Raw genomic sequence first — 18,672 nt, 5'->3', positions numbered from 1 at the left:
AGACAAGTAATGCTCCACAACTTTTAATTTAAATTCTTGAGAATATTTAGCCATTAAAAAGCACCCTTCAAATTAGACTAAGAGTGTCCAACTTTCGGGGTGCAGATTATCCTGTCGGGGTTTTTCATATTTGATGCTTAGGTATAATTCCTGTCGTACCTTGCTGTCCTTAGCTAGAACTGGCTTTCAGTTCTATTACATCCTATTCCTATATGTTTTTAATTATAGGAAATTTACAGTATTCCGACTAGCCGCAAAAAACTGGAATTTTTGTAAGCCAATGCTTACAAAGTTGGCTAAAAAATATCCTGGTTTTATCCGCAGAAATTGGGGATAATTTCTGCCCCGAGAAGGCTGACAACATTGAAGAAATTTTTAATTTGATTGAAAAACAATCAAATTTATTGGCGGAATATATCAAAACTGCTCATAAAAAAGCCGACTTGTTTCTAAGTCGGCTTTTTACTGTTTTTAGGCCGGTCAAATTTTTTAACTATATGAAAAACAATAATATTTTAAAACGCTGTTATTCCCAAGTAGAAATGTCCTATATGGACATTTCCAAGTCAAGCACAGGATTTAAATTTCTTTGTTCAATAACAGCCTTCTGAGCTTTACGACTCGGCATACTTTTCTTGGCCCGGGAACGTTTATTCTGTTTTTCTAACTCTTCGTGTTGCTGTTGAATATGAGCTAGGACTGCGCCTAACCGTTTATTCTCAACCACTTCATTTTGCTGTAGCCCAGCCAATTTATTGAAGAGGCTGTAGTTGAGCTTTCGTCCTTCATACATGATAGCCACAGTCCCATCCGGGTACTCCAGAAATGAAATGTATTGTATTGTCCAATGAGCTTCTGATTAACAGGGCTAGGCTCAAGCATATAAATACATTTGTCATAGGTCAGGGTCAGATTCTTAGTGACCTTACGTGGTTCCTGCCAGGTGAAAATATCATCCAGTTCAAGATGAGATTCCGTTAATGGCCGATGTAAATTCTTTGCATTTCTCGCACACTTGGCGAACTTCTGATTGAAATGCTCAATAAAGCAGGGCAGCCAGGCATTTGCTTCTGTAATCGAACCGATGCCTTCCAGGCGCATCTCCTTGACCAGACGGTCCTGAAGGGTTCTATTGGCACGTTCTACGCGACCTTTGGCTTGCGGTGAGTTAGCGAAGATAATATCAATGTTTAACTCGTTAAGAATCCGCCAAAATTGCGTGATCTGGCTGTCTTGCCTGGATTTCTGATTGACTCTGAATACAGAATGTTTGTCGCTGTAAAAGGCCAAAGGCTTGCCGTATTGTTCAATGTAGGTTCTAGTGGAAAGCATATAATCAAAGGTCGTTTCAGCCTCACAAAAGCGCAGATGCAGCAGCTTTCCAGTGGCATCATCGATATACACCAATAAACAGCACTTAGCAGCGCGTCCTTCGAACCAGTCATGATATGAGCCATCAATCTGGATCAGCTCACCGAAGCAATCACGGTTATAGCGTGGCTGATATGGGCGTTTTAGACGTTTGGATCGCGGAATCCAAAGGTCATTTGCAGTCATCCAGCGCCGAACCGTTTCTACCGGGATATTCAGGTCAAATATGCTGCTGAGCTTCTCATGCGCCAAGGTGGGTCCAAATCCAAGCAGATGTTCAGAAATAATGGAAAGACATTGCGATTTTAATAAATCATCATGGCGACGATGGCCAGGTTGACCACGACTGGCATGCGCCATACCTGAAACACCGTCTTGATTGAGCTTCTGTAATAACCGGGTAATTTGACGGGTTGAAAGATTGAGGATTTCAGCAGCACGGACTTGGGTAATACGATGATCTCGAACGTCTTGCAGTACAGCAAGACGTTGAATTTCTTTGTCAGACATAGTGATCAGCATCTATATTTTATATCCAGTCCATGGTGATAAAAACCATCATAAACTAGACATTTTTATTGGTGAGAATATAGACATTTTGAATGGGTTCTAACAAACCAATTTCGTATAATCTACATTATGTTAAATGGAAGGTAAATTGGTAGAAAATTCCAGTTTTTAAAATTTCTAATAAGAGATTTTTTGTTAAAAATAAAGAGTCAAAAGTTGTATGGATCTCAGGCCTTTCACATAATGTCTATCATATTAATTTTAGAAAAATAATCTTTTAATGTGTTTAACTAGATCAATGCCAAAATTGGGGCAATTAGGGAGTCATCATACAACCTATGTCTTCACCACGATGTTAGATTTTATATATTTCCTGCTTTTATACAAATTCCAAAAATTGAATAAACGCTTTCACGACGGCCGATTGATAACGGTGTGATAGGTATAAGGCATGGACTTGATACGACTTTGATGGGTAATCTGCCAGCACTTGTACCAATTCTCCTGAGGCAATATGTTCTTGGGCAGTATAAGCGGGAATCATAGCTACTACCTTTCCTGATTTTGCTAAATGCAACACAGCGGCATTGTCATTGGAGCCAAAGAAAAATGGAAACTTGAGAGTTTTTTTATCAGTTTCAAACAGTAAATAAGATTGCCCTAATCGAGTGTAACCAGCTAAAGGATAGCATTCTAAATCGCTAAATTTAGTTGGTGTGCCTAGCCTTGCCAAAAGTTTTGGGCTCGCCACCCAAACTGGTGAAATATCAAACACGGGCCGAGCGATGACTGTCTCAGTGTGCAACGCCCCCGTGCGAAAAGCTATATCAATGCCATCTGCCACCAAATCCACCACCCTATCTGTTGCTTGACAATACACTTGCACCTGCGGATAACGTTGCTGAAATTCGCCTAACAAATCCCAAATCTTATCAAAACCAATCATGGTAGAGATCCGCAATATGCCGCTGATTTGCTGATTGTCTTGGGTCAGATGGCGTTCGGTATTCAGTAGATTGTCGATATCCAAATGAACTTGTTCATACAACTGTTGCCCTTGTGCAGTGGGCTTAACACCTGTTTTACTCCGATCAAACAGTTGGCGATTGAGCTGTTTTTCTAATTCGCTGATTTTTCGGCTGATGGTGGCAATCGGTATATTAAGGCGTTCACTGGCTTGGGTAAGACTGCCTGCTTGTAACACGGCTACAAAGATTCTGACGGCATTTAAGTCCATTTTCTAACCCTTAATGATTTTTATCTTTTCAAAAATGGAAAGTATATTATCATTTTATTAGGTATACGCTCATTTTTAAAATCTTATAATGCGGTTATTCACTTAACATAATTGATAATAAGGTCACACTATGCAAAACCGTATTACTGAGATTTTAAACATCCAATATCCCATCGTCCAAGGGGCAATGAGTTGGGTGACCAATGCCGAGTTTGTGGCAGCAGTTAGTAATGCAGGAGGCCTAGGGATTTTAGGTCCCCATGGTGGCTATACTACTAACCCAAGCTCGATGGATGAAATCATTGAACGCATGCGTAACGAGATTCGCAAGATTAAAACCTTGACTGATAAACCGTTTGCCGCCCCACTTGTGGTGTCATATGATTTAAGCCGTATTGATGATGTGATTGACATGTTAATAGCCGAGGAAGTGCCCGTCGCATTGGTTAATGGTTTGGATAATTTTAATTACATGCCTGTGTTTTCCAAATTACGTGGGCATGGTATCAAAACCATTTACCGTCCATTAACAGCCACCGTGGGCAGTGCCAAATATGCTCAACGCTTGGGGGCGGATATCTTTGTCGCTACTGGCTTTGATGAGGGAGGCACTGTACCTGAGAAAATTATTGGCTCGTTTTCCATCGTCTCTGAAATCGTTGATGCGGTGGATATGCCTGTGATGCTTGCTGGTGGTATCGCTGATGTACGTGCAGTGAGGGCAGCGTTTGCATTAGGGGCAGAAGGTGTGTTTGTAGGTACGGTATTGATTGCCACGCATGAAAACCCTGCCGCTAAAATCGTTAAAGACTTAATCGTTAAACACAATGCTCATGATTTGCATATTTTTCGCACCACCCCTGCCTACTACCGCTCAATTCCAACACCCTATAGTCAGCAGTTGGTGGCTATGGATGAACAAGGTGAAAGCAGGGAAGCTATCGCTAGTAAGATGTATGGCGAACAAGGGTTAAAAGTTGGGATGCTAGATGGCGATATCCATAATGGCTATATAACTGTGGGGAATGGCATCAGCTATATCAAAGAAATTCGTAGCGTCAAAGCGGTAATTGAGGACTTAATGCAGGATTTTAATAGGAGCTCAACCATCGTTGCAGCATAACCTTTTGAAATTAAAAATTATTTTGTTATTCCCAAATAGAAATGTCCTATATGGACATTTCCAAGTCAAGCACAGGATTCAAATTTCGTTCTTTGATTGCTGTTTTCTGTGCACGTCTGCTTGGCATCTTTTGAGAACGATTGCGTTTGTTTTGCTGTTCCAGTTCTTCATGCTGCTGTTGAATATGTGCCAGCACAGAACCCAAACGTTTATTCTCAACAATCTCTCGCTGGTTGAGCTGACTTAATTTAATGAAGATGCTGTAATTGATTTTTCGACCTTGATGTTCAATGGCTACTGTGCCATCCGGGTATTCCATAAACTCAATATACTTGCCGATAAATCTTTGATTTTCTTCGGTATTTTGTAAGCGTCCGCTGAACACACCTTATGAATTCATCCTATAAGCCTTAATTTAGTCCCCACTTAAAAACAAGTGGGGACTTAAATTTATGACTACAAATAATCAGACATCCATCGCATCTCTTGCGAAAAAACGAAGAACATACAGTGCTGAATTTAAACAGCAGATCGTTCAGGCTTGTAAAGCACCGGACGTTTCAATTGCTTCGGTCGCTTTGCAACATAGATTGAATACAAATCTTGTATCCAAATGGATTCGCTTAATTGATGGTAAGCCAGGGAATGATCGCTCACCACTACCGAATAAACCTGCATTTATTGCCTTATCTTGCTCTGCACCATTAGATCCTACTCCTACTGACATGTTAACGGTTCAAATTACTTTACCCCACTCAAAAGCAGAAATTGGCTTGAAATGGCAAGTATCAGAAATATCTGCTTTAGCAGAATTACTCAAGGCACTTGCAACATGATCCGCATTGATGAAATCTGGCTTTCTACCCAACCTCTGGATATGCGAGCAGGGATGGATACTGTCATGGCTCAGGTGGTGAGAGCATTTGGCTACATCAAACCGCATTGCGCTTACCTGTTCTGTAATAAACGTGGCCATCGCATGAAAGTGATGGTGCATGATGGACTGGGCATCTGGCTCTGTGCCCGGCGTTTGGAACAGGGAAAATTTCACTGGGCTCAAGTTCACCAAGGTGAAACCGTGGCCCTCAGCCTGGAACAGTTACAGGCATTAATCCAGGGTTTGCCCTGGCAGAGAATTGGATTGCAGCAAGTGGTGAATATGCTCTAAACCAAGCTCGGCCATTCTGCCATCCTCCAAACGTTCTATTTCATTCTCTTCATGACCTCAGGCATACTGCGGTCATGAATACGCTGCCTGACTTAAGCCAACTGACCCATGAACAACTGCTGGAATTCACCAGACAGTTGGCGATGCAGCATCAGTCTCTAGCACAATCAAACCAGCAATTAGATGCCAAAGTTCAGCAACTTGAAGTATCCAATCAGCAATTAGATTCTAAAGTTAAATCTCTCTATTCTCAATCAAAAATACGAGCATGAACTTGCGCAGTTTAAACGGCATAAGTTCGCCCAGAAGAATGAACACTTAACGGCCAAACAAATCCATCTGTGGGATGAAGCGGTCGAAGAAGATATTGCCGCTGTTGATCTGGAATTAGAACGATTAAATGCAGGTAAAACTGATGCATCCGCGCAGAAAGCCACAGCAAACAAACCTAAACGTCGACCACTGCCAGATCACCTGCCAACCCTCCGTATTGAGCACGAACCTGCCTCAACGCAATGCAGCTGTGGCTGCACATTGCGTCGTATCGGCGAAGATGTCAGTGAAAAACTGAATTTCAGGCCGGCACAGTTCTATAAGGAACAACATATCCGTGGTAAATGGGTCTGTGATCAGTGTGACATCCTGACTCAACAAGCGATGCCTGCCCATGTCATTGATAAAGGCATTGCCAGTGCAGAATTGCTGAGTCATGTGCTGGTGTCAAAATATGCTGATCATTTACCCTTGTACCGTCAGCGCCAGATTTTTCTACGTGCGGGAATTGATTTATCCAGATCCACTCTGTCAGATTGGGTTGGTCGCTGTGGGGTTGAACTTGAACCCCTGGCAGATGCCTTAAAACATGTAGTGTTGCAACAACAGGTAATCCATGCGGATGAAACGCCAGTCACGGTGATGCAGATCGGTGAGAAAAAGCCGAAAAAGGGTTATGTCTGGGCCTATGCCACCACACAGGATAATCCAGTTCTGGCGGTGATCTATGACTTTCAGGATAGCCGTTCTGGCCAGCATGCTGAAGCCTTCCTGAAAGGCTGGCAGGGTTATCTGGTCTGTGATGATTACAGTGGTTATAAAGCACGCTTTAGATCAGGCCAGATCATTGAGGTAGGCTGCATGGCGCATGCACGTCGTAAATTTCATGAACTGCATGTGACCGGGAAAAGTCAGATCGCTGAACAGGCATTAGTGCTGATTCAGAAATTATATGCGATAGAAGCAGAACTCAGAAAAAAGACGGATGGTACAGCGGAAGACCGCTGCGAATACCGACAACAGCATAGTCAACCGGTCATGCAACAACTATATGAATGGCTCAACCAACATCATCTGACGGTGCCATCGAGTTCTCCCACCGCTCGGGCGATCAACTACAGCCTAAAACGTTGGGAGGCCTTAAGCCGCTATCTGGATGATGGCAATCTACCCATTGACAATAACTGGATAGAAAACCAAATGCGCCCCTGGGCCTTGGGACGTAAGAACTGGCTGTTTGCTGGCTCGCTGCGCAGTGGTCAGCGAGCGGCGAATATCATGACTTTAATCCAGTCAGCAAAGCTGAATGGCTTGGATCCGTATGCCTATTTAAGTGATGTGCTGAAAAGGTTACCGACACATAAAGTGACCCAAATAGAAGAATTACTGCCACACCGGTGGCAACCCGACCAAAATTAAAAAATAGCTATGGGGTTCAGCGCACGCTTACGGTATTTTCCAGTAAATATACACATTTATCATAAGTAATGGTCAGGCTGTTCGTCACTCTGCGGGGTTCACGCCAGGTAAAAACATCATCTAACTCTTCGGCTGTTTCAGTGACAGTCCGGTGTAGATCCTTGGGATTAAAGGCCATCTTGGCAAACTTTTGATTGAACTGCTCGATAAAGGAGGGCAACCATTTATTCGCATCTGCAATCGGGCTGATACCTGCCAGGCGCATTTCTTTAATCAGACGATCCTGAAGCGTTCTATTGGCCCGATCTACACGGCCTTTGGCTTGAGGTGAATTGGCGAAGATGATATCGATATTCAGGGTGCTAAGCACGCGTCCAAACTGGGTAATCTTGGTGTCTTTCTTGCTGCTTTGATTCACCCTAAAGACTGAATGTTTGTCGCTGTAAAATGCTAAAGGTTTACCGTGCTGTTCGACATATAAACGTGTTGAGATCATATAGTCAAAGGCTGATTCTGATTCACAGAAGCGTAAATGCTGCAATTTTCCTGTCGCATCATCGATAAACACCAGTAGACAGCATTTAGGGGCTCGTCCTTCAAACCAGTCATGATGTGAGCCATCGATTTGGATCAGTTCGCCATAACAATCCCGGTTATAACGAGGCTGATACGGGCGTTTCAGGCGCTTGGCGCGAGGAATCCATAAATCGGCTGCAATCATCCAGGAACGCAGTGTTTCCACTGAAATATCAAATCCATGAACAGTGGTGAGCTTTTCATGCGCTAAAGTCGGTCCGAAACCATGGAATTGCTCAGCAACCTATTGAGGCACTTGAGTCTGAGCTCTTCAGGAAGCTTAGAATTGCTGGTTTGGCCACGTGCAGCATGGGCTAATGCAGCTGGACCTTGAGCTTTGTATTTTTGTAGTAAACGCCTGATCTGACGTTCTGAAATGTGAAGTAGCTGAGCAGCTTGGGACTGAGTTATGCGTTGATCACAGATTTCTTGCAAGACCGACAATCGTTTAAGTTCTTTATCCGACATAGACACCAACATAACAAACCGTCCACTAAGAAAATCGCAAAAGCGCATATTCTAAAAGCGGACATTTTTACTTTGGAGAAACCGGACATTTCTACTTTGTGCTTACAATTTTATTTTGTATAAGCTCTATTATGTTAAATGGCTCATAAGCATGAGTGTATTTTCAATTTAATGGAACAGATAAAATGCCCTATACATTAAAGTATAGGGCATCTAAATTACTTAACATTCACTACGATTTTGCCAATTTGGGCATTTGTTTCCATATATTTATGAGCTTTTTGGATATCCTCAAAATTGAAGACTTGGTCAATTAAAGGTAATAATTGACCTGACTCCAAACCTCGATAAACAAATTGTTTTGCCTGTTCTAGCGCATTGGAATCAGTGGTAATTTCAAAGAGCTCATAACCACGTAATGTTAAATGTTTGCCCAAAATATCCATAACACTCATTTGGATATCACGTGTATCAAGAGCACCATATTGGAAGAATATGCCTTGTTTAGCCATAGCTTGCATGATTTTACCTACAGTTGGACCACCCACCGGATCAAACACCATATTTACACCCTGATGACTAGTAATATGATTCAACTCATTTACTAAATCTTGTTCCTCAGTAGCGATAACATATTTAGCCCCTAGATCTATCAGTTGCTGCTTTTTAGCACTAGTACGAGTTAATGCGATTGGGGTAGCGCCTAACATATTAGCAATCTGAATTGCTGCCACGCCAACACTGCTTGATGCAGCACCAATAACAACATATTGGTCTTTCTGTAAGTTGCCAAAATGTACTAATGCACCATAAGCCGTCACAAACATCATCCAGCTTGCAGCAGCCTGTTGGAATGTCAAATTTTTAGGATGTTTTACAACAGCATGGACTGGCAGATTGATGAGTTCTCCATATGTACCGTATTCATCAAAACCAAAAGATGGAATGACACTAACTGCATCACCAATACTAAGCCCTGAAACACCTTCACCAATTGCTGTAACTACACCAGCGGCTTCGTATCCGAGTACAGAAGGAAAAGTCGGTTCAATAACATAATTACCAGTACGGTACATGATTTCAGCCCGATTTAAGCCAATAGCATGTACTGAAACCTGTACCTCACGTGCTTTAGGTGCAGGAATCTCTAAATCTTCAATTTGTAAAACATCAGCATTACCAATTGCACGCATCATTACAGTTCTAGACATGTTTCTTTTCCATATGATCAACAGATGGAATCAGCATAATCCTTCAAATAGATCAGATAAATAAACAATCTATTTATAGATTGGTTCTATTTTTTATAACAATCTTTTCCAAAAATATTTTCAACCCAATCTATAAATACTTGCATACGTGCCGGTAGATGTTCCCGGTGGGTATATAGTAAAGAAATAGGTTTAGGAATATTTTGATAAGTTGATAACACTTCAATGAGTTGACCATTCTCGAGATAGGGCTGTATTGCATGACGAACCCCTTGAATTAAGCCCAAACCATGTAAGGCTGCGCTTAAAAATGATTCTGAATCATTGACTAAAATACTTGAATCCAACTTATATTCTTGAACTTGTTGATTCACAAGAAATTGCCAATTCATGACCTTACGTTGTTTACCACTAAAATAATTAACTGCTTGATGATGTTTTAGATCCTCTAAGGTATGAGGTGTACCATATTTTTTTAAATAAGATGGGGCAGCACAAGTTACCATTTCAACCTGTCCAAGAGATTTTGCAATTAATGTAGAGTCATCTAAGTATCCTAGTCGAATTGCAAAATCTACACCCTCATCAATGAGATCCACTAAGGAATCAGAAGACTTCAGAATTAACTCAATATTTGGATATTGCTGTTTAAAATCAGCTAAATTAGGAATTAGAATTGCTTTTGCAACAGTGATTGGTACGTTAATTCGTAACTTACCAGATATATTAAGTGTCTGTAGATTAGGCTGGAAACTATTAAAAATAGCGTCAAAGTCTTCAAGTAGTTGCAAAGCTTTTTGATAGAAGGCTTCACCTTCTAAGGTCATGTTCACTTTACGGGTAGTTCTATTTAGTAATCTGACACCAAGTTCATCTTCAAGCTGCTTAATGGCTTTAGAAATAAGTGGACGATGCAAACCTAATGTTTCAGCAGTATGAGTAAAACTCTGTGTTTCGACTACACGGACATATATCTGTAGTTTCTGCAAATGGTCCATTTAATTTTGCCATTAATTTATTATAGAAATTATAACAAATGGCTTATTTAGACGTCTTATTCCAAGTACATATATTGTTGAACTTCTAAAATTAACATAATACACGTTCACGTTATGCGAAGCCAAAAATGGGAGCCTTAAGCTCCCATTTTTACTATATTTTTAAAGTTTTAGGCGTGCTGTACTGTGAGTTTTAAGCCTAAAGCATTCACTACACGATTAATCGTGTCAAAACGTGGTGCTGAGTCCTGACGTAGGGCTTTGTACAGTGCCTCACGCCCAATCCCTGCTTCTTTCGCAATTTGAGTCATGCCACGAGCTTTTGCAATTACACCAAGCGCATGAGCTAATTCAGCTGGATCATTCTCTTCAAGAACCATATTGAGATACATCACAATGTCTTCTTCAGTTTTGAGTGACTCAGCCATATCAAAACTTGGTAAATCAGCAACTTTAACCATTTTAATCCTCCAATGTCTTCGATAATTTGACTGCTCGCTTGATATCGTCTTGCTGTGTAGATTTATCTCCTCCACCAAGCATTACAATAACAACATCACCATGCTGGATGTAATACATCCGCCAGCCTGATCCAAAGAACTCCCTCATTTCCCAAACCCCATCTTGTAAGGGCTTAATATCTCCCCAATTACCACGTTGAACCTTATCTAATCTACGATTCAAGCGAATTCGGGTCATATTGTCTTTAATGCCATCTAACCATTCATCAAACTCAGGTAGACGTTTAATTTCAATCATGAGGATTCCTTTTCTTCTCACCTAATTGTATTCGATCGAGTACAATATGCAAGTATATTCATCCTGTGATTTGTTAATTTTGCATAACCTCCATTATGTTAAATGGGGCAGATTATCCTCATTAATGATCCCAAAAGCTTTTCTCCATGCCTGAGGGCTGGTGCCATATTTTTCACGAAAATTTTTTCTAAATGACACGGTATTATTAAAACCTGAAAGCTCGGTTATCTTTTCGATAGACAAGTTTGTCGTTTCTAAAAGTTCACAACTTAATCTGATTCTTTCAGTATTCAGCCAATCGACTAAGGTCATACCTGTCGCTTTCTTAAAATGCCGTGTAAACGTCCTACGTGTCATATGTGTTCGTTCAGCTAGGCTTTCAATATTATGTTGTAAAGCTAAATTCTTTCTTAAAAAATCAAGTAATAGGTTAATTTGTGCATCTTGGCTCGATTCTGCTATTGGCTGTTCAATAAACTGAGCTTGCCCACCTTCACGGTGAGGTGGAATTACCATTACTCTAGAGACTTTATTCGCAATTTGTGCATTATAGATTTCACGTACCAAGTACAAGCAGCAGTCTAACGCTGCGCCTGTTCCTGCAGAGGTTACGATCCTTTGGTCTTCTACATATAGGGCGTCATTATCAAGCTTAACCTGTGGAAATCGCTCACTAAAATCTTGTTCAGCCATCCAGTGCGTAGCTGCTTTTTTATGGTCAAGTAAACCAGCATATGCCAATGCATAAGTTCCATAGCATAACCCTACAATTCTAATTCCAGTCTGATATGCACAATTTAGGGCATCGATAAGTACTTGTTCAGGCTCATGATTAAAATCATCCCATCCAGGAATAATAATAAGATCCGACTCTTTCATGAGTTCAATCCCACCATCGGGGATAATCATCATAGACTGTTCTGTTTTTACGGGTTGTCCATCTATAGAAAAAATTTTCAGATCAAATAAGCGTTTATCTTCAATCTTGATATTGAAAATGATATGGGGGATAGAGAAGTGAAATGGATTTATATTGGGATAAACGAATAATCCAATCACTGGTATAGCCATTCGATCTACCTCTCTAAAATAACAAATATAGCATGTTGTCCCAATAGTTTCGATGATTGTCCTTAAGGACAATTTTATTATTTGATTTTTCCTATCATGATTCGAGTATGACTAAATGATTGGATCTGGAACATGAATAAAATTTTAAGTAGCTCTGTTATTGCACTCTCTCTGGCAATGGCTTCAGTCCATTTATATGCGAATGATAAGGTGGTTCAGCGAGATACTTCTAAAGTTACGCATATACAAGAAATTCGCAATGCAACGATTAAAGTAACCTATGCTGATACGACTTTTTTAATTGATCCCATGTTTGCTAAAAAAGGGTTCTATGAAGGTTTCCCTGATACTCATCGTAGCTATTTACGGAACCCATTAGTCGATTTACCTATCAAGCCTGAAACGATTTTAGAAGGTGTAGATGCGGTAATCGTGACCCATACCCATTTAGATCATTGGGATGATGCAGCACAAGCGACTATTCCGAAAAACATGCCTGTGTTTGTACAGAATAAAGAAGACCAGAAAGTCATTCAGTCACAAGGCTTCAAAGATGTTCGTGTATTAACGCAAGTGACCTTTGAAAGGATTAAGCTCACTAAAACTGGTGGCCAACACGGTACTGATGCCATGTATCGTATTCCTAAGCTTAAAGCTGGATTAGGCGAAGCAATGGGTGTGGTATTTGAAGCTGTTGGCCATGAAACGGTTTACGTGGCTGGTGATACCATTTGGCGTTCTGAAGTTGATCAAGCGATTCAAACATTTAAACCTGATGTAATTGTATTGAATACCGGTAATGCCTTGGTTAATGGCTTTAAAGAATCCATTATTATGGGTAAGGAAGATACTTATCGCGCAACTCAGAAAGCCCCAAATGCTAAAGTGGTTGCTGTCCACATGGATGCTATTAACCATATGTCTTTAACACGTGCTCAGCTTGCAGAATATGTAAAAGACAAAGGAATCCAAGATAAGGTTTTAATTCCTATCGATGGTGAAACACTTTCTTTCTAAAGTCACTTAAAGAAGTGGAATTCTTCCGCTTCTTTAAAATCATAAGCAGAACAAAACCAATATAAGTTAAGTAAAGGAAAAGACATGTCAAAATCAGCTTTATTAGTCATCGACTTACAAAATGAATATCTGCCTACTGGTAAATTACCATTGGTCAATATTGAACAGGCTGCTGCTAATGCAGTGAAGGTAATTGCTAAGGCCCGTCAACAGGGTACTCAAGTAATTCATGTGCAACATATTGCGAATGCTGAATCTCCTATATTTGAACCCAGCTCAAACGGTATTGAATTTCAGGACATAGTTAAACCGCACGCAGATGAAACTGTGGTCATTAAAAATCACATCAACGCGTTCTTAAACACGAATCTCAAAGAAATTTTAGATACCAATGAAGTGACTGAGCTAGTCGTGATTGGTGCTATGAGCCATATGTGTGTCGATGCGGCTGTTCGTGCTGCTTCTGATTTTGGTTATAAGGTAAAAGTGATTCATGATGCTTGTGCAACACTAGACCTTGAATTTAATGGCGTCAAAGTACCTGCGGGCCATGTCCATGCAACATTAATGACCGCTTTTGAATTTGCATATGCTCAAGTAATATCAACTGAAGATTATGTTAGCTAAAGATTAAGATTTTCTAAAATTAACATAGTACATGTTATGCGAAGGTATTTTAATTTTTAATTAAAAATCAATTACTTAACTACATAAAAAAGCCCAATCACATCAGATTAGGCTTTTTTTATGAATTATTGTTGTGGCATCAATAACTACTTGGACAGTAATGGCATGATATACCAATGGCACATATCATGCTGGGAGAATAAAAATGGAAATTGCTAAAGTTTTTCAAGCAGGTCGAAGTCAGGCTGTTAGATTGCCCAAAGCATTTCGCTTTAAGGGTAATGAGGTTGCTATTAAACGTTTTGGTCGTGGTGTCTTGTTACTACCTATCGATAATCCCTGGGACATTATGTTAGAGGCAATTAACGAGTTTGAAGTAGGATTTCAACTGGAACGAGCTGATCAAGGTGAGCAATTGCGTGAGGACTGAATAGCCACCACTCTTCTAGACAAATATCGATATACAGCCTGTCGGCTGATACCAAATGCTTTTGCCAGCTCAACTTTGGATGAATACTTCTTTTCGTCCCAGGCTTGTCGCAGGACTTGAGCCTGATCAGGATTTAATTTATGGACACGACCTTTATATTTTCCCTGAGCAGCTGCGATCTTAATCCCTTCTTTCTGACGTTCTAAGATAATTTCCCTCTCGAATTGAGCAAAAGCTCCCATTAACTGCAACATCAGATTATCCATTGGAGTGGCCTGAGCAGTAAAGGTGATATTCTCTTTAACAAACTGGATGGAGACTCCCCCTCTTTACGAGCTGATCAACCGGCACTGTTGCAAATAAAAATTTGAGTCGATGATGTTCCTTTCAAAACGTGCTTAGAGACCGAAAACTCTATTCACTAGATACTGAACCGTACCGGGTTTGTCGGAGACCAACTTTCCTGAGAGAATGCCCCGATGAAAAAACCCAAATATACCCCTGAAATCAGAGATAGAGCGGTTCAATTATTGATTGAATCCGAAAAAGATTATCCTTCTAATTGGGCTGCAATCACAGCAATTGCACCTAAGATTGGATGTACGCCTGAAACTCTACGTGTTTGGTATCAAAAATATTTAGATAAACAAAACCCAATTAAAGTACAGCAACTTTCAGATCAAGAACGTATTAAACAACTCGAACGTGAAAATAAAGAACTGCAACGTGCTAACGAAATTCTACGTAAAGCAGCCGCTTTTTTCGCCCAGGCGGAGCTCGACCGCCCACACAAATAATGGTGGATTTCATCCATAACAATAAGGCGTTATATGGTGTTGAGGCGATTTGCAGGATTTTACCGATCGCGGCTTCTACCTATTATCGAACACTAGATTTCGTTGAAAACCCAGAACATCGAGCAAAGCGAGATCTACATGATTTGCATCATGCTGAAGAAATCAAACGAATTTGGAAAGAGAGTTCGGGTCGATATGGTGTACGTAAGGTCTGGCAACAATTGAAGCGCGAAGGTTATGTTATTCCACGTTGTACAGTGGTTCGATTGATGCAAAAGCTAGGTATACAGGGTGTTTGGCGTGGTAAGAATAAACAAACTACTCGTAGCCGAGATGACCAAAAACGGGCAGATGATTTAGTGAAACGCAATTTTAGTGCTGATCATCCAGATCAGCTATGGGTCGCTGACTTCACGTATATTCAAACAAATTCAGGCTGGGTTTATGCTGCATTTATCATTGATGTCTTCTCACGTGCCATTGTTGGATGGAAAGTATCGACACGGATGAATACAGATATGGTGCTCGATGCACTGGAGCAAGCATTGCATGATCGAGGCATGCCAAAGAACGTGATTCATCATAGTGACAGAGGCGTACAGTATCTTTCCATTCGTTATACCAATCGTTTAGAAGCAGCAAATTTACGAGCATCAGTCGGTACGACCGGCGATTCATACGATAATGCTTTGGCTGAAACGATGAATGGCTTATACAAAACAGAGGTGATTGAATATTTAAAAGCAGATTGGCAAGGTTTAGCAGATGTACAACTTGCGACACTAAACTGAGTAGATTGGTTCAATAAAGAACGTGTACATAGTGCGCTAGGTTATGTGTCACCTTTTGATTTTGAAGCAATGTACTATGATAAAATTAATCCGTTAGGTCAGGTAGCCTAACTTAAATAAACTGTCTCCGACAAACCCGGTACGGTTCAGTTCGCTATCAGTATGTATTGCCTGGACGGTGATGACAGGAAGTTGATATTCAATCGTTTCTGCATAAACATTTATAGATTGTAAAATAACCGCGGTCAATAAGGCTTGTTTAAAAGGCACATGCATCAAATAAGTTAATCGCACAATACTTCCTTGCTTGTTATTATCCAAAAATGGGAAACCTAGCCTCTCAACAGGTTCCCCATACGATAAAATGTTTTAATCAGCTAAACTATATGCAATCACATAATCTCCATGATCAGGCGACTGACGTGCCCCACCAGCAGAAATGACCACATATTGCTTACCCGTTTTTGGTGAAATATAGCTGATTGGTGTACCTTGGCTACCCACAGGTAAACGCGCTTTCCATAGCTCTTCACCATTTGAAGAGTTAAATGCACGTAAGTAATAATCCTGCGTTGCTGCAAAGAACACTAAACCACCCTGTGTTGCCATTGGACCACCAATAGTTGGCATACCAATCGGTACTTTCAAGCCCATTTTAATACCCATTGGACCTGTATCTTCGACTGTACCCAAAGGAACCTGCCATGCAATTTGACGAGTTTTCATATCAATTGCGGTCATGGTACCAAAAGGTGGTTTTTGACAAGGAATACTTAACGCTGACCAGAAACGGTTTTTGTTTACTTTGTATGGCGTATCTTTCATTGGCACAGCACCCATACCGGTATTCACTTTCTCACCCCCATTGGCTTGAATGGCTAAATCTTCAGGCGTTTGCTTAATTAACTGAATCCAAAGTCCTAGACGCATGTCATTCACAAACATATAACGATGGGTTGGGTCAAATGCAATTGAACCCCAGTTCATACCGCCCAGTGAACCTGGGAAGCTCAATGAAACATCAGTCCCTGGTGCAGTAAATAGGCCTTCATAACGCATCGATTTGAAATTAATACGACACATCAACTGATCAAATGGTGTTGCGCCCCACATGTCTGATTCAGTCAGAGTTTGATTGCCAATCTGCGGCATTTCAACTGAACGTGGCTGAGTTGCACTGTATTGCTCATCAGGAATATCAGCAGCTTTTACAGGCTGTTCAATGACTTTGGTCAAAGGCTTACCTGTAACACGATCAAGCACAAAGAACTGACCAGACTTAGTACCAATGACTACCGCAGGTTTAGTCGAACCATCTTTCAGTGGGAAATCCACCAAACTTGGTTGCATAGGTAAATCAAAGTCCCATAAATCATTATGTACTGTTTGATAGACCCACTTTTCTTTACCCGTAGTCGCATCTAGCGCCAATACCGAAGTATTGTATTTATGATCCAATGGCTGACGGTTTGCTCCCCAAAGGTCAACTGATGAGCTTCCCATTGGTAAGAACACAGTATTCATTTGAGGATCATAAGACATTGCAGCCCATGAGTTGGCTGAACTACGTTTATAGGTTTCACCTGGTTTTAACACATAGTTCGGATCTGGATTACGTGGATCGAACGCCCAACGCAACTGACCTGTAATAACATCGTATGCACGAATCACACCACCTGGCATATCTGCACCCACATTATCGGCAATACGGCTTCCAATAACGATTGACGTACCTGCAATAGTCGGTGCTGAAGTCACTTCAAAACGCGGTGCTTTGGTGCCATCACCTAAGCCCTCAAGTAAATTTACCGTACCATCAACACCAAAGTCTTTACAACGCTCACCTGTATCGGCATTGACTGCAATTAAACGACCATCAGGTGTGTTGGTATATACACGACGAGGGCAAGCCGTATTGGTCGCAACTGCGGTTACGGCTGTTGCACCTGCCAAGGTTGGCTGTACCAATGCTTGCGTCGAATCAAAATAAGCAACACCACGGCAACGCTCCCAAGCATCGGCTTTAGAATTGACTTCGGCTTTCCAGATTTGTTTACCTGTGTCTGCATCCAGAGCAATCATGTTGTTATGCGGGGTACATAAAAAGACTTTATTACCGATCTGTAATGGCGTCATTTGATCTTCTGCACCATTACCTGAACCTGTGGTCATATCTCCTGTCCGGAAACGCCAAGCTTCCTTGAGTTTAGATACGTTATTACGGTTAATTTGATCAAGTGCGGCAAAACGGCTACCACCTGTATCGCCACCATAGTGATCCCAATTGACTTGTTGTTGATTTGGCGCCACTGGTACAAGCGGTAATTCCTGACCAGAAGCCTCCACTGTTGGATGTGGAATAAACATACCATACATACCACCCAACATGCCTAGGACAGTCAGTCCACCTACAACATAAGCAGGTGCAGACATTGCAATTTGTTGCTGATATTTACGAATAGATGGTAATGTAAATAACACGGCAGCAAATAAACCTGCCGGGAACATTAAACGTGAATGCAGTGGCCAAAATTCCAAGCCAGTATCAATCAATGCCCAAATGACAGTGCCTACAAAGACCAAACTGAATAATCCAACCCCGAGGGCTTTTTTTCTAAAAATGAAAATCGATGAAACGATAATCACTAATCCCGCAATAAAGAAGTACCAAGAACCGCCTAAACTAATGAGTTTTATGCCACCAATTAAATAAAATAGGCCAGTTAGTAATAAAGCCAAACCTAATATAAAACACCATATTTTAAATATGGGTTGAGACTGCGCTTCGGACATACTTTTCACTCCAAATGCTGTGTTTTAAATGAT

14 protein-coding genes, 6 pseudogenes and 1 other annotated feature are annotated in these 18,672 nt (G+C 40.9%); of the genes and pseudogenes, 8 read left to right on the top strand and 12 right to left on the bottom strand.

Going from position 1 to position 18,672, the window contains the following annotated elements:
• Positions 1-547 precede the first annotated feature (547 nt).
• Together HLH14_RS13980 and HLH14_RS13975 are read right to left on the bottom strand one after the other, a co-directional pair.
• A pseudogene (locus tag HLH14_RS13980) lies at positions 548-1,893 on the bottom strand (ISNCY family transposase).
• A gap of 367 nt (positions 1,894-2,260) precedes the next feature.
• The gene (locus HLH14_RS13975) at positions 2,261-3,118 is read right to left on the bottom strand and encodes a LysR family transcriptional regulator (RefSeq protein ID WP_171533302.1); all 858 of its coding nucleotides are present in this window, start codon (positions 3,116-3,118) and stop codon (positions 2,261-2,263) included.
• Positions 3,119-3,248: 130 nt separating this feature from the next.
• Here HLH14_RS13975 and HLH14_RS13970 point away from each other — a divergent pair, with 130 nt between their 5' ends.
• Entirely contained in the window at positions 3,249-4,241 is a 993-nt protein-coding gene (locus HLH14_RS13970; RefSeq protein WP_171533301.1) for an NAD(P)H-dependent flavin oxidoreductase, read from the top strand.
• 46 nt (positions 4,242-4,287) lie between these two features.
• Here HLH14_RS13970 and HLH14_RS13965 read toward each other — a convergent pair.
• Positions 4,288-4,611: pseudogene (locus HLH14_RS13965) on the bottom strand (ISNCY family transposase); the annotation flags it as partial.
• Between the two features lie 82 nt (positions 4,612-4,693).
• Here HLH14_RS13965 and tnpA point away from each other — a divergent pair.
• The 3 genes and pseudogenes from tnpA to tnpC all read left to right on the top strand — a co-directional run bounded on the left by tnpA (position 4,694) and on the right by tnpC (position 7,101).
• Positions 4,694-5,077, top strand: a complete 384-nt coding sequence (gene tnpA, locus HLH14_RS13960; RefSeq protein ID WP_171533300.1) for an IS66-like element accessory protein TnpA — start codon at positions 4,694-4,696, stop codon at positions 5,075-5,077.
• Entirely contained in the window at positions 5,020-5,409 is a 390-nt protein-coding gene (gene tnpB, locus HLH14_RS13955) for an IS66 family insertion sequence element accessory protein TnpB (RefSeq protein WP_171533299.1), read from the top strand. The genes tnpA and tnpB overlap by 58 nt, the downstream gene beginning before the upstream one ends.
• Before the next feature lie 74 nt (positions 5,410-5,483).
• A pseudogene (gene tnpC / locus HLH14_RS13950) lies at positions 5,484-7,101 on the top strand (IS66 family transposase).
• 31 nt (positions 7,102-7,132) lie between these two features.
• On the opposite strand, the pseudogene HLH14_RS13945 reads toward tnpC, so the two are convergent.
• The 6 genes and pseudogenes from HLH14_RS13945 to HLH14_RS13920 all read right to left on the bottom strand — a co-directional run.
• A pseudogene (locus HLH14_RS13945) lies at positions 7,133-8,145 on the bottom strand (ISNCY family transposase); the annotation flags it as partial.
• Between the two features lie 218 nt (positions 8,146-8,363).
• A complete protein-coding gene (locus tag HLH14_RS13940; RefSeq protein WP_171533298.1) occupies positions 8,364-9,356 on the bottom strand; it encodes a zinc-dependent alcohol dehydrogenase family protein in 993 nt (330 codons plus the stop codon).
• A gap of 86 nt (positions 9,357-9,442) precedes the next feature.
• The gene (locus HLH14_RS13935) at positions 9,443-10,354 is read right to left on the bottom strand and encodes a LysR family transcriptional regulator (RefSeq protein ID WP_171533297.1); all 912 of its coding nucleotides are present in this window, start codon (positions 10,352-10,354) and stop codon (positions 9,443-9,445) included.
• A gap of 170 nt (positions 10,355-10,524) precedes the next feature.
• Positions 10,525-10,815: an addiction module antidote protein gene (locus HLH14_RS13930; RefSeq protein ID WP_004969304.1), complete on the bottom strand. Its 291-nt coding sequence runs from the start codon at positions 10,813-10,815 to the stop codon at positions 10,525-10,527.
• Position 10,816: 1 nt separating this feature from the next.
• The gene (locus HLH14_RS13925; protein WP_078191612.1) at positions 10,817-11,113 is read right to left on the bottom strand and encodes a type II toxin-antitoxin system RelE/ParE family toxin; all 297 of its coding nucleotides are present in this window, start codon (positions 11,111-11,113) and stop codon (positions 10,817-10,819) included.
• A gap of 93 nt (positions 11,114-11,206) precedes the next feature.
• Positions 11,207-12,184 (bottom strand): GlxA family transcriptional regulator, encoded by a 978-nt coding sequence (locus HLH14_RS13920; protein WP_171533296.1) that lies wholly within the window; start codon positions 12,182-12,184, stop codon positions 11,207-11,209.
• Between the two features lie 132 nt (positions 12,185-12,316).
• On the opposite strand from HLH14_RS13920, the gene HLH14_RS13915 reads away from it, so the two are divergent.
• The 3 genes from HLH14_RS13915 to HLH14_RS13905 all read left to right on the top strand — a co-directional run bounded on the left by HLH14_RS13915 (position 12,317) and on the right by HLH14_RS13905 (position 14,258).
• Entirely contained in the window at positions 12,317-13,201 is an 885-nt protein-coding gene (locus tag HLH14_RS13915; protein WP_171533295.1) for an MBL fold metallo-hydrolase, read from the top strand.
• Between the two features lie 84 nt (positions 13,202-13,285).
• The gene (locus HLH14_RS13910; RefSeq protein WP_171533294.1) at positions 13,286-13,828 is read left to right on the top strand and encodes a cysteine hydrolase family protein; all 543 of its coding nucleotides are present in this window, start codon (positions 13,286-13,288) and stop codon (positions 13,826-13,828) included.
• Between the two features lie 205 nt (positions 13,829-14,033).
• A complete protein-coding gene (locus HLH14_RS13905; protein ID WP_171533293.1) occupies positions 14,034-14,258 on the top strand; it encodes an antitoxin in 225 nt (74 codons plus the stop codon).
• Here the strand turns inward: HLH14_RS13905 and HLH14_RS13900 are convergent.
• A pseudogene (locus HLH14_RS13900) lies at positions 14,231-14,603 on the bottom strand (recombinase family protein); the annotation flags it as partial. The gene HLH14_RS13905 and the pseudogene HLH14_RS13900 sit on opposite strands and share 28 nt — an antisense overlap.
• 134 nt (positions 14,604-14,737) lie before the next feature.
• On the opposite strand from HLH14_RS13900, the pseudogene HLH14_RS13895 reads away from it, so the two are divergent.
• Positions 14,738-15,957: pseudogene (locus HLH14_RS13895) on the top strand (IS3 family transposase).
• Positions 15,013-15,129, top strand: a sequence feature (AL1L pseudoknot). Its footprint overlaps the pseudogene before it by 117 nt.
• On the opposite strand, the gene HLH14_RS13890 reads toward HLH14_RS13895, so the two are convergent.
• Together HLH14_RS13890 and HLH14_RS13885 are read right to left on the bottom strand one after the other, a co-directional pair.
• Positions 15,940-16,140: a hypothetical protein gene (locus tag HLH14_RS13890; protein ID WP_171533250.1), complete on the bottom strand. Its 201-nt coding sequence runs from the start codon at positions 16,138-16,140 to the stop codon at positions 15,940-15,942. The pseudogene HLH14_RS13895 and the gene HLH14_RS13890 sit on opposite strands and share 18 nt — an antisense overlap.
• Before the next feature lie 75 nt (positions 16,141-16,215).
• Complete coding sequence (locus tag HLH14_RS13885; RefSeq protein WP_171533292.1) at positions 16,216-18,639, bottom strand: glucose/quinate/shikimate family membrane-bound PQQ-dependent dehydrogenase; 2,424 nt, start codon at positions 18,637-18,639, stop codon at positions 16,216-16,218.
• Positions 18,640-18,672: the final 33 nt, after the last annotated feature.

This window comes from Acinetobacter terrae (genome assembly GCF_013004375.1).
Taxonomy (GTDB): domain Bacteria; phylum Pseudomonadota; class Gammaproteobacteria; order Pseudomonadales; family Moraxellaceae; genus Acinetobacter; species Acinetobacter terrae.
The sequence above is the reverse complement of the archived record's forward strand: the minus strand, read 5'-3'. Positions and strand labels throughout refer to the sequence as shown.

Excerpts from the sequence above, each read along its gene's own strand:
- HLH14_RS13975 (WP_171533302.1), bottom strand. The coding sequence starts at position 3,118 with ATGGACTTAAATGCCGTCAGAATCTTTGTAGCCGTGTTACAAGCAGGC.
- HLH14_RS13970 (WP_171533301.1), top strand. The coding sequence starts at position 3,249 with ATGCAAAACCGTATTACTGAGATTTTAAACATCCAATATCCCATCGTC.
- tnpA (WP_171533300.1), top strand. The coding sequence starts at position 4,694 with ATGACTACAAATAATCAGACATCCATCGCATCTCTTGCGAAAAAACGA.
- tnpB (WP_171533299.1), top strand. The coding sequence starts at position 5,020 with ATGGCAAGTATCAGAAATATCTGCTTTAGCAGAATTACTCAAGGCACT.
- HLH14_RS13940 (WP_171533298.1), bottom strand. The coding sequence starts at position 9,356 with ATGTCTAGAACTGTAATGATGCGTGCAATTGGTAATGCTGATGTTTTA.
- HLH14_RS13935 (WP_171533297.1), bottom strand. The coding sequence starts at position 10,354 with ATGGACCATTTGCAGAAACTACAGATATATGTCCGTGTAGTCGAAACA.
- HLH14_RS13930 (WP_004969304.1), bottom strand. The coding sequence starts at position 10,815 with ATGGTTAAAGTTGCTGATTTACCAAGTTTTGATATGGCTGAGTCACTC.
- HLH14_RS13925 (WP_078191612.1), bottom strand. The coding sequence starts at position 11,113 with ATGATTGAAATTAAACGTCTACCTGAGTTTGATGAATGGTTAGATGGC.
- HLH14_RS13920 (WP_171533296.1), bottom strand. The coding sequence starts at position 12,184 with ATGGCTATACCAGTGATTGGATTATTCGTTTATCCCAATATAAATCCA.
- HLH14_RS13915 (WP_171533295.1), top strand. The coding sequence starts at position 12,317 with ATGAATAAAATTTTAAGTAGCTCTGTTATTGCACTCTCTCTGGCAATG.
- HLH14_RS13910 (WP_171533294.1), top strand. The coding sequence starts at position 13,286 with ATGTCAAAATCAGCTTTATTAGTCATCGACTTACAAAATGAATATCTG.
- HLH14_RS13905 (WP_171533293.1), top strand. The coding sequence starts at position 14,034 with ATGGAAATTGCTAAAGTTTTTCAAGCAGGTCGAAGTCAGGCTGTTAGA.
- HLH14_RS13885 (WP_171533292.1), bottom strand. The coding sequence starts at position 18,639 with ATGTCCGAAGCGCAGTCTCAACCCATATTTAAAATATGGTGTTTTATA.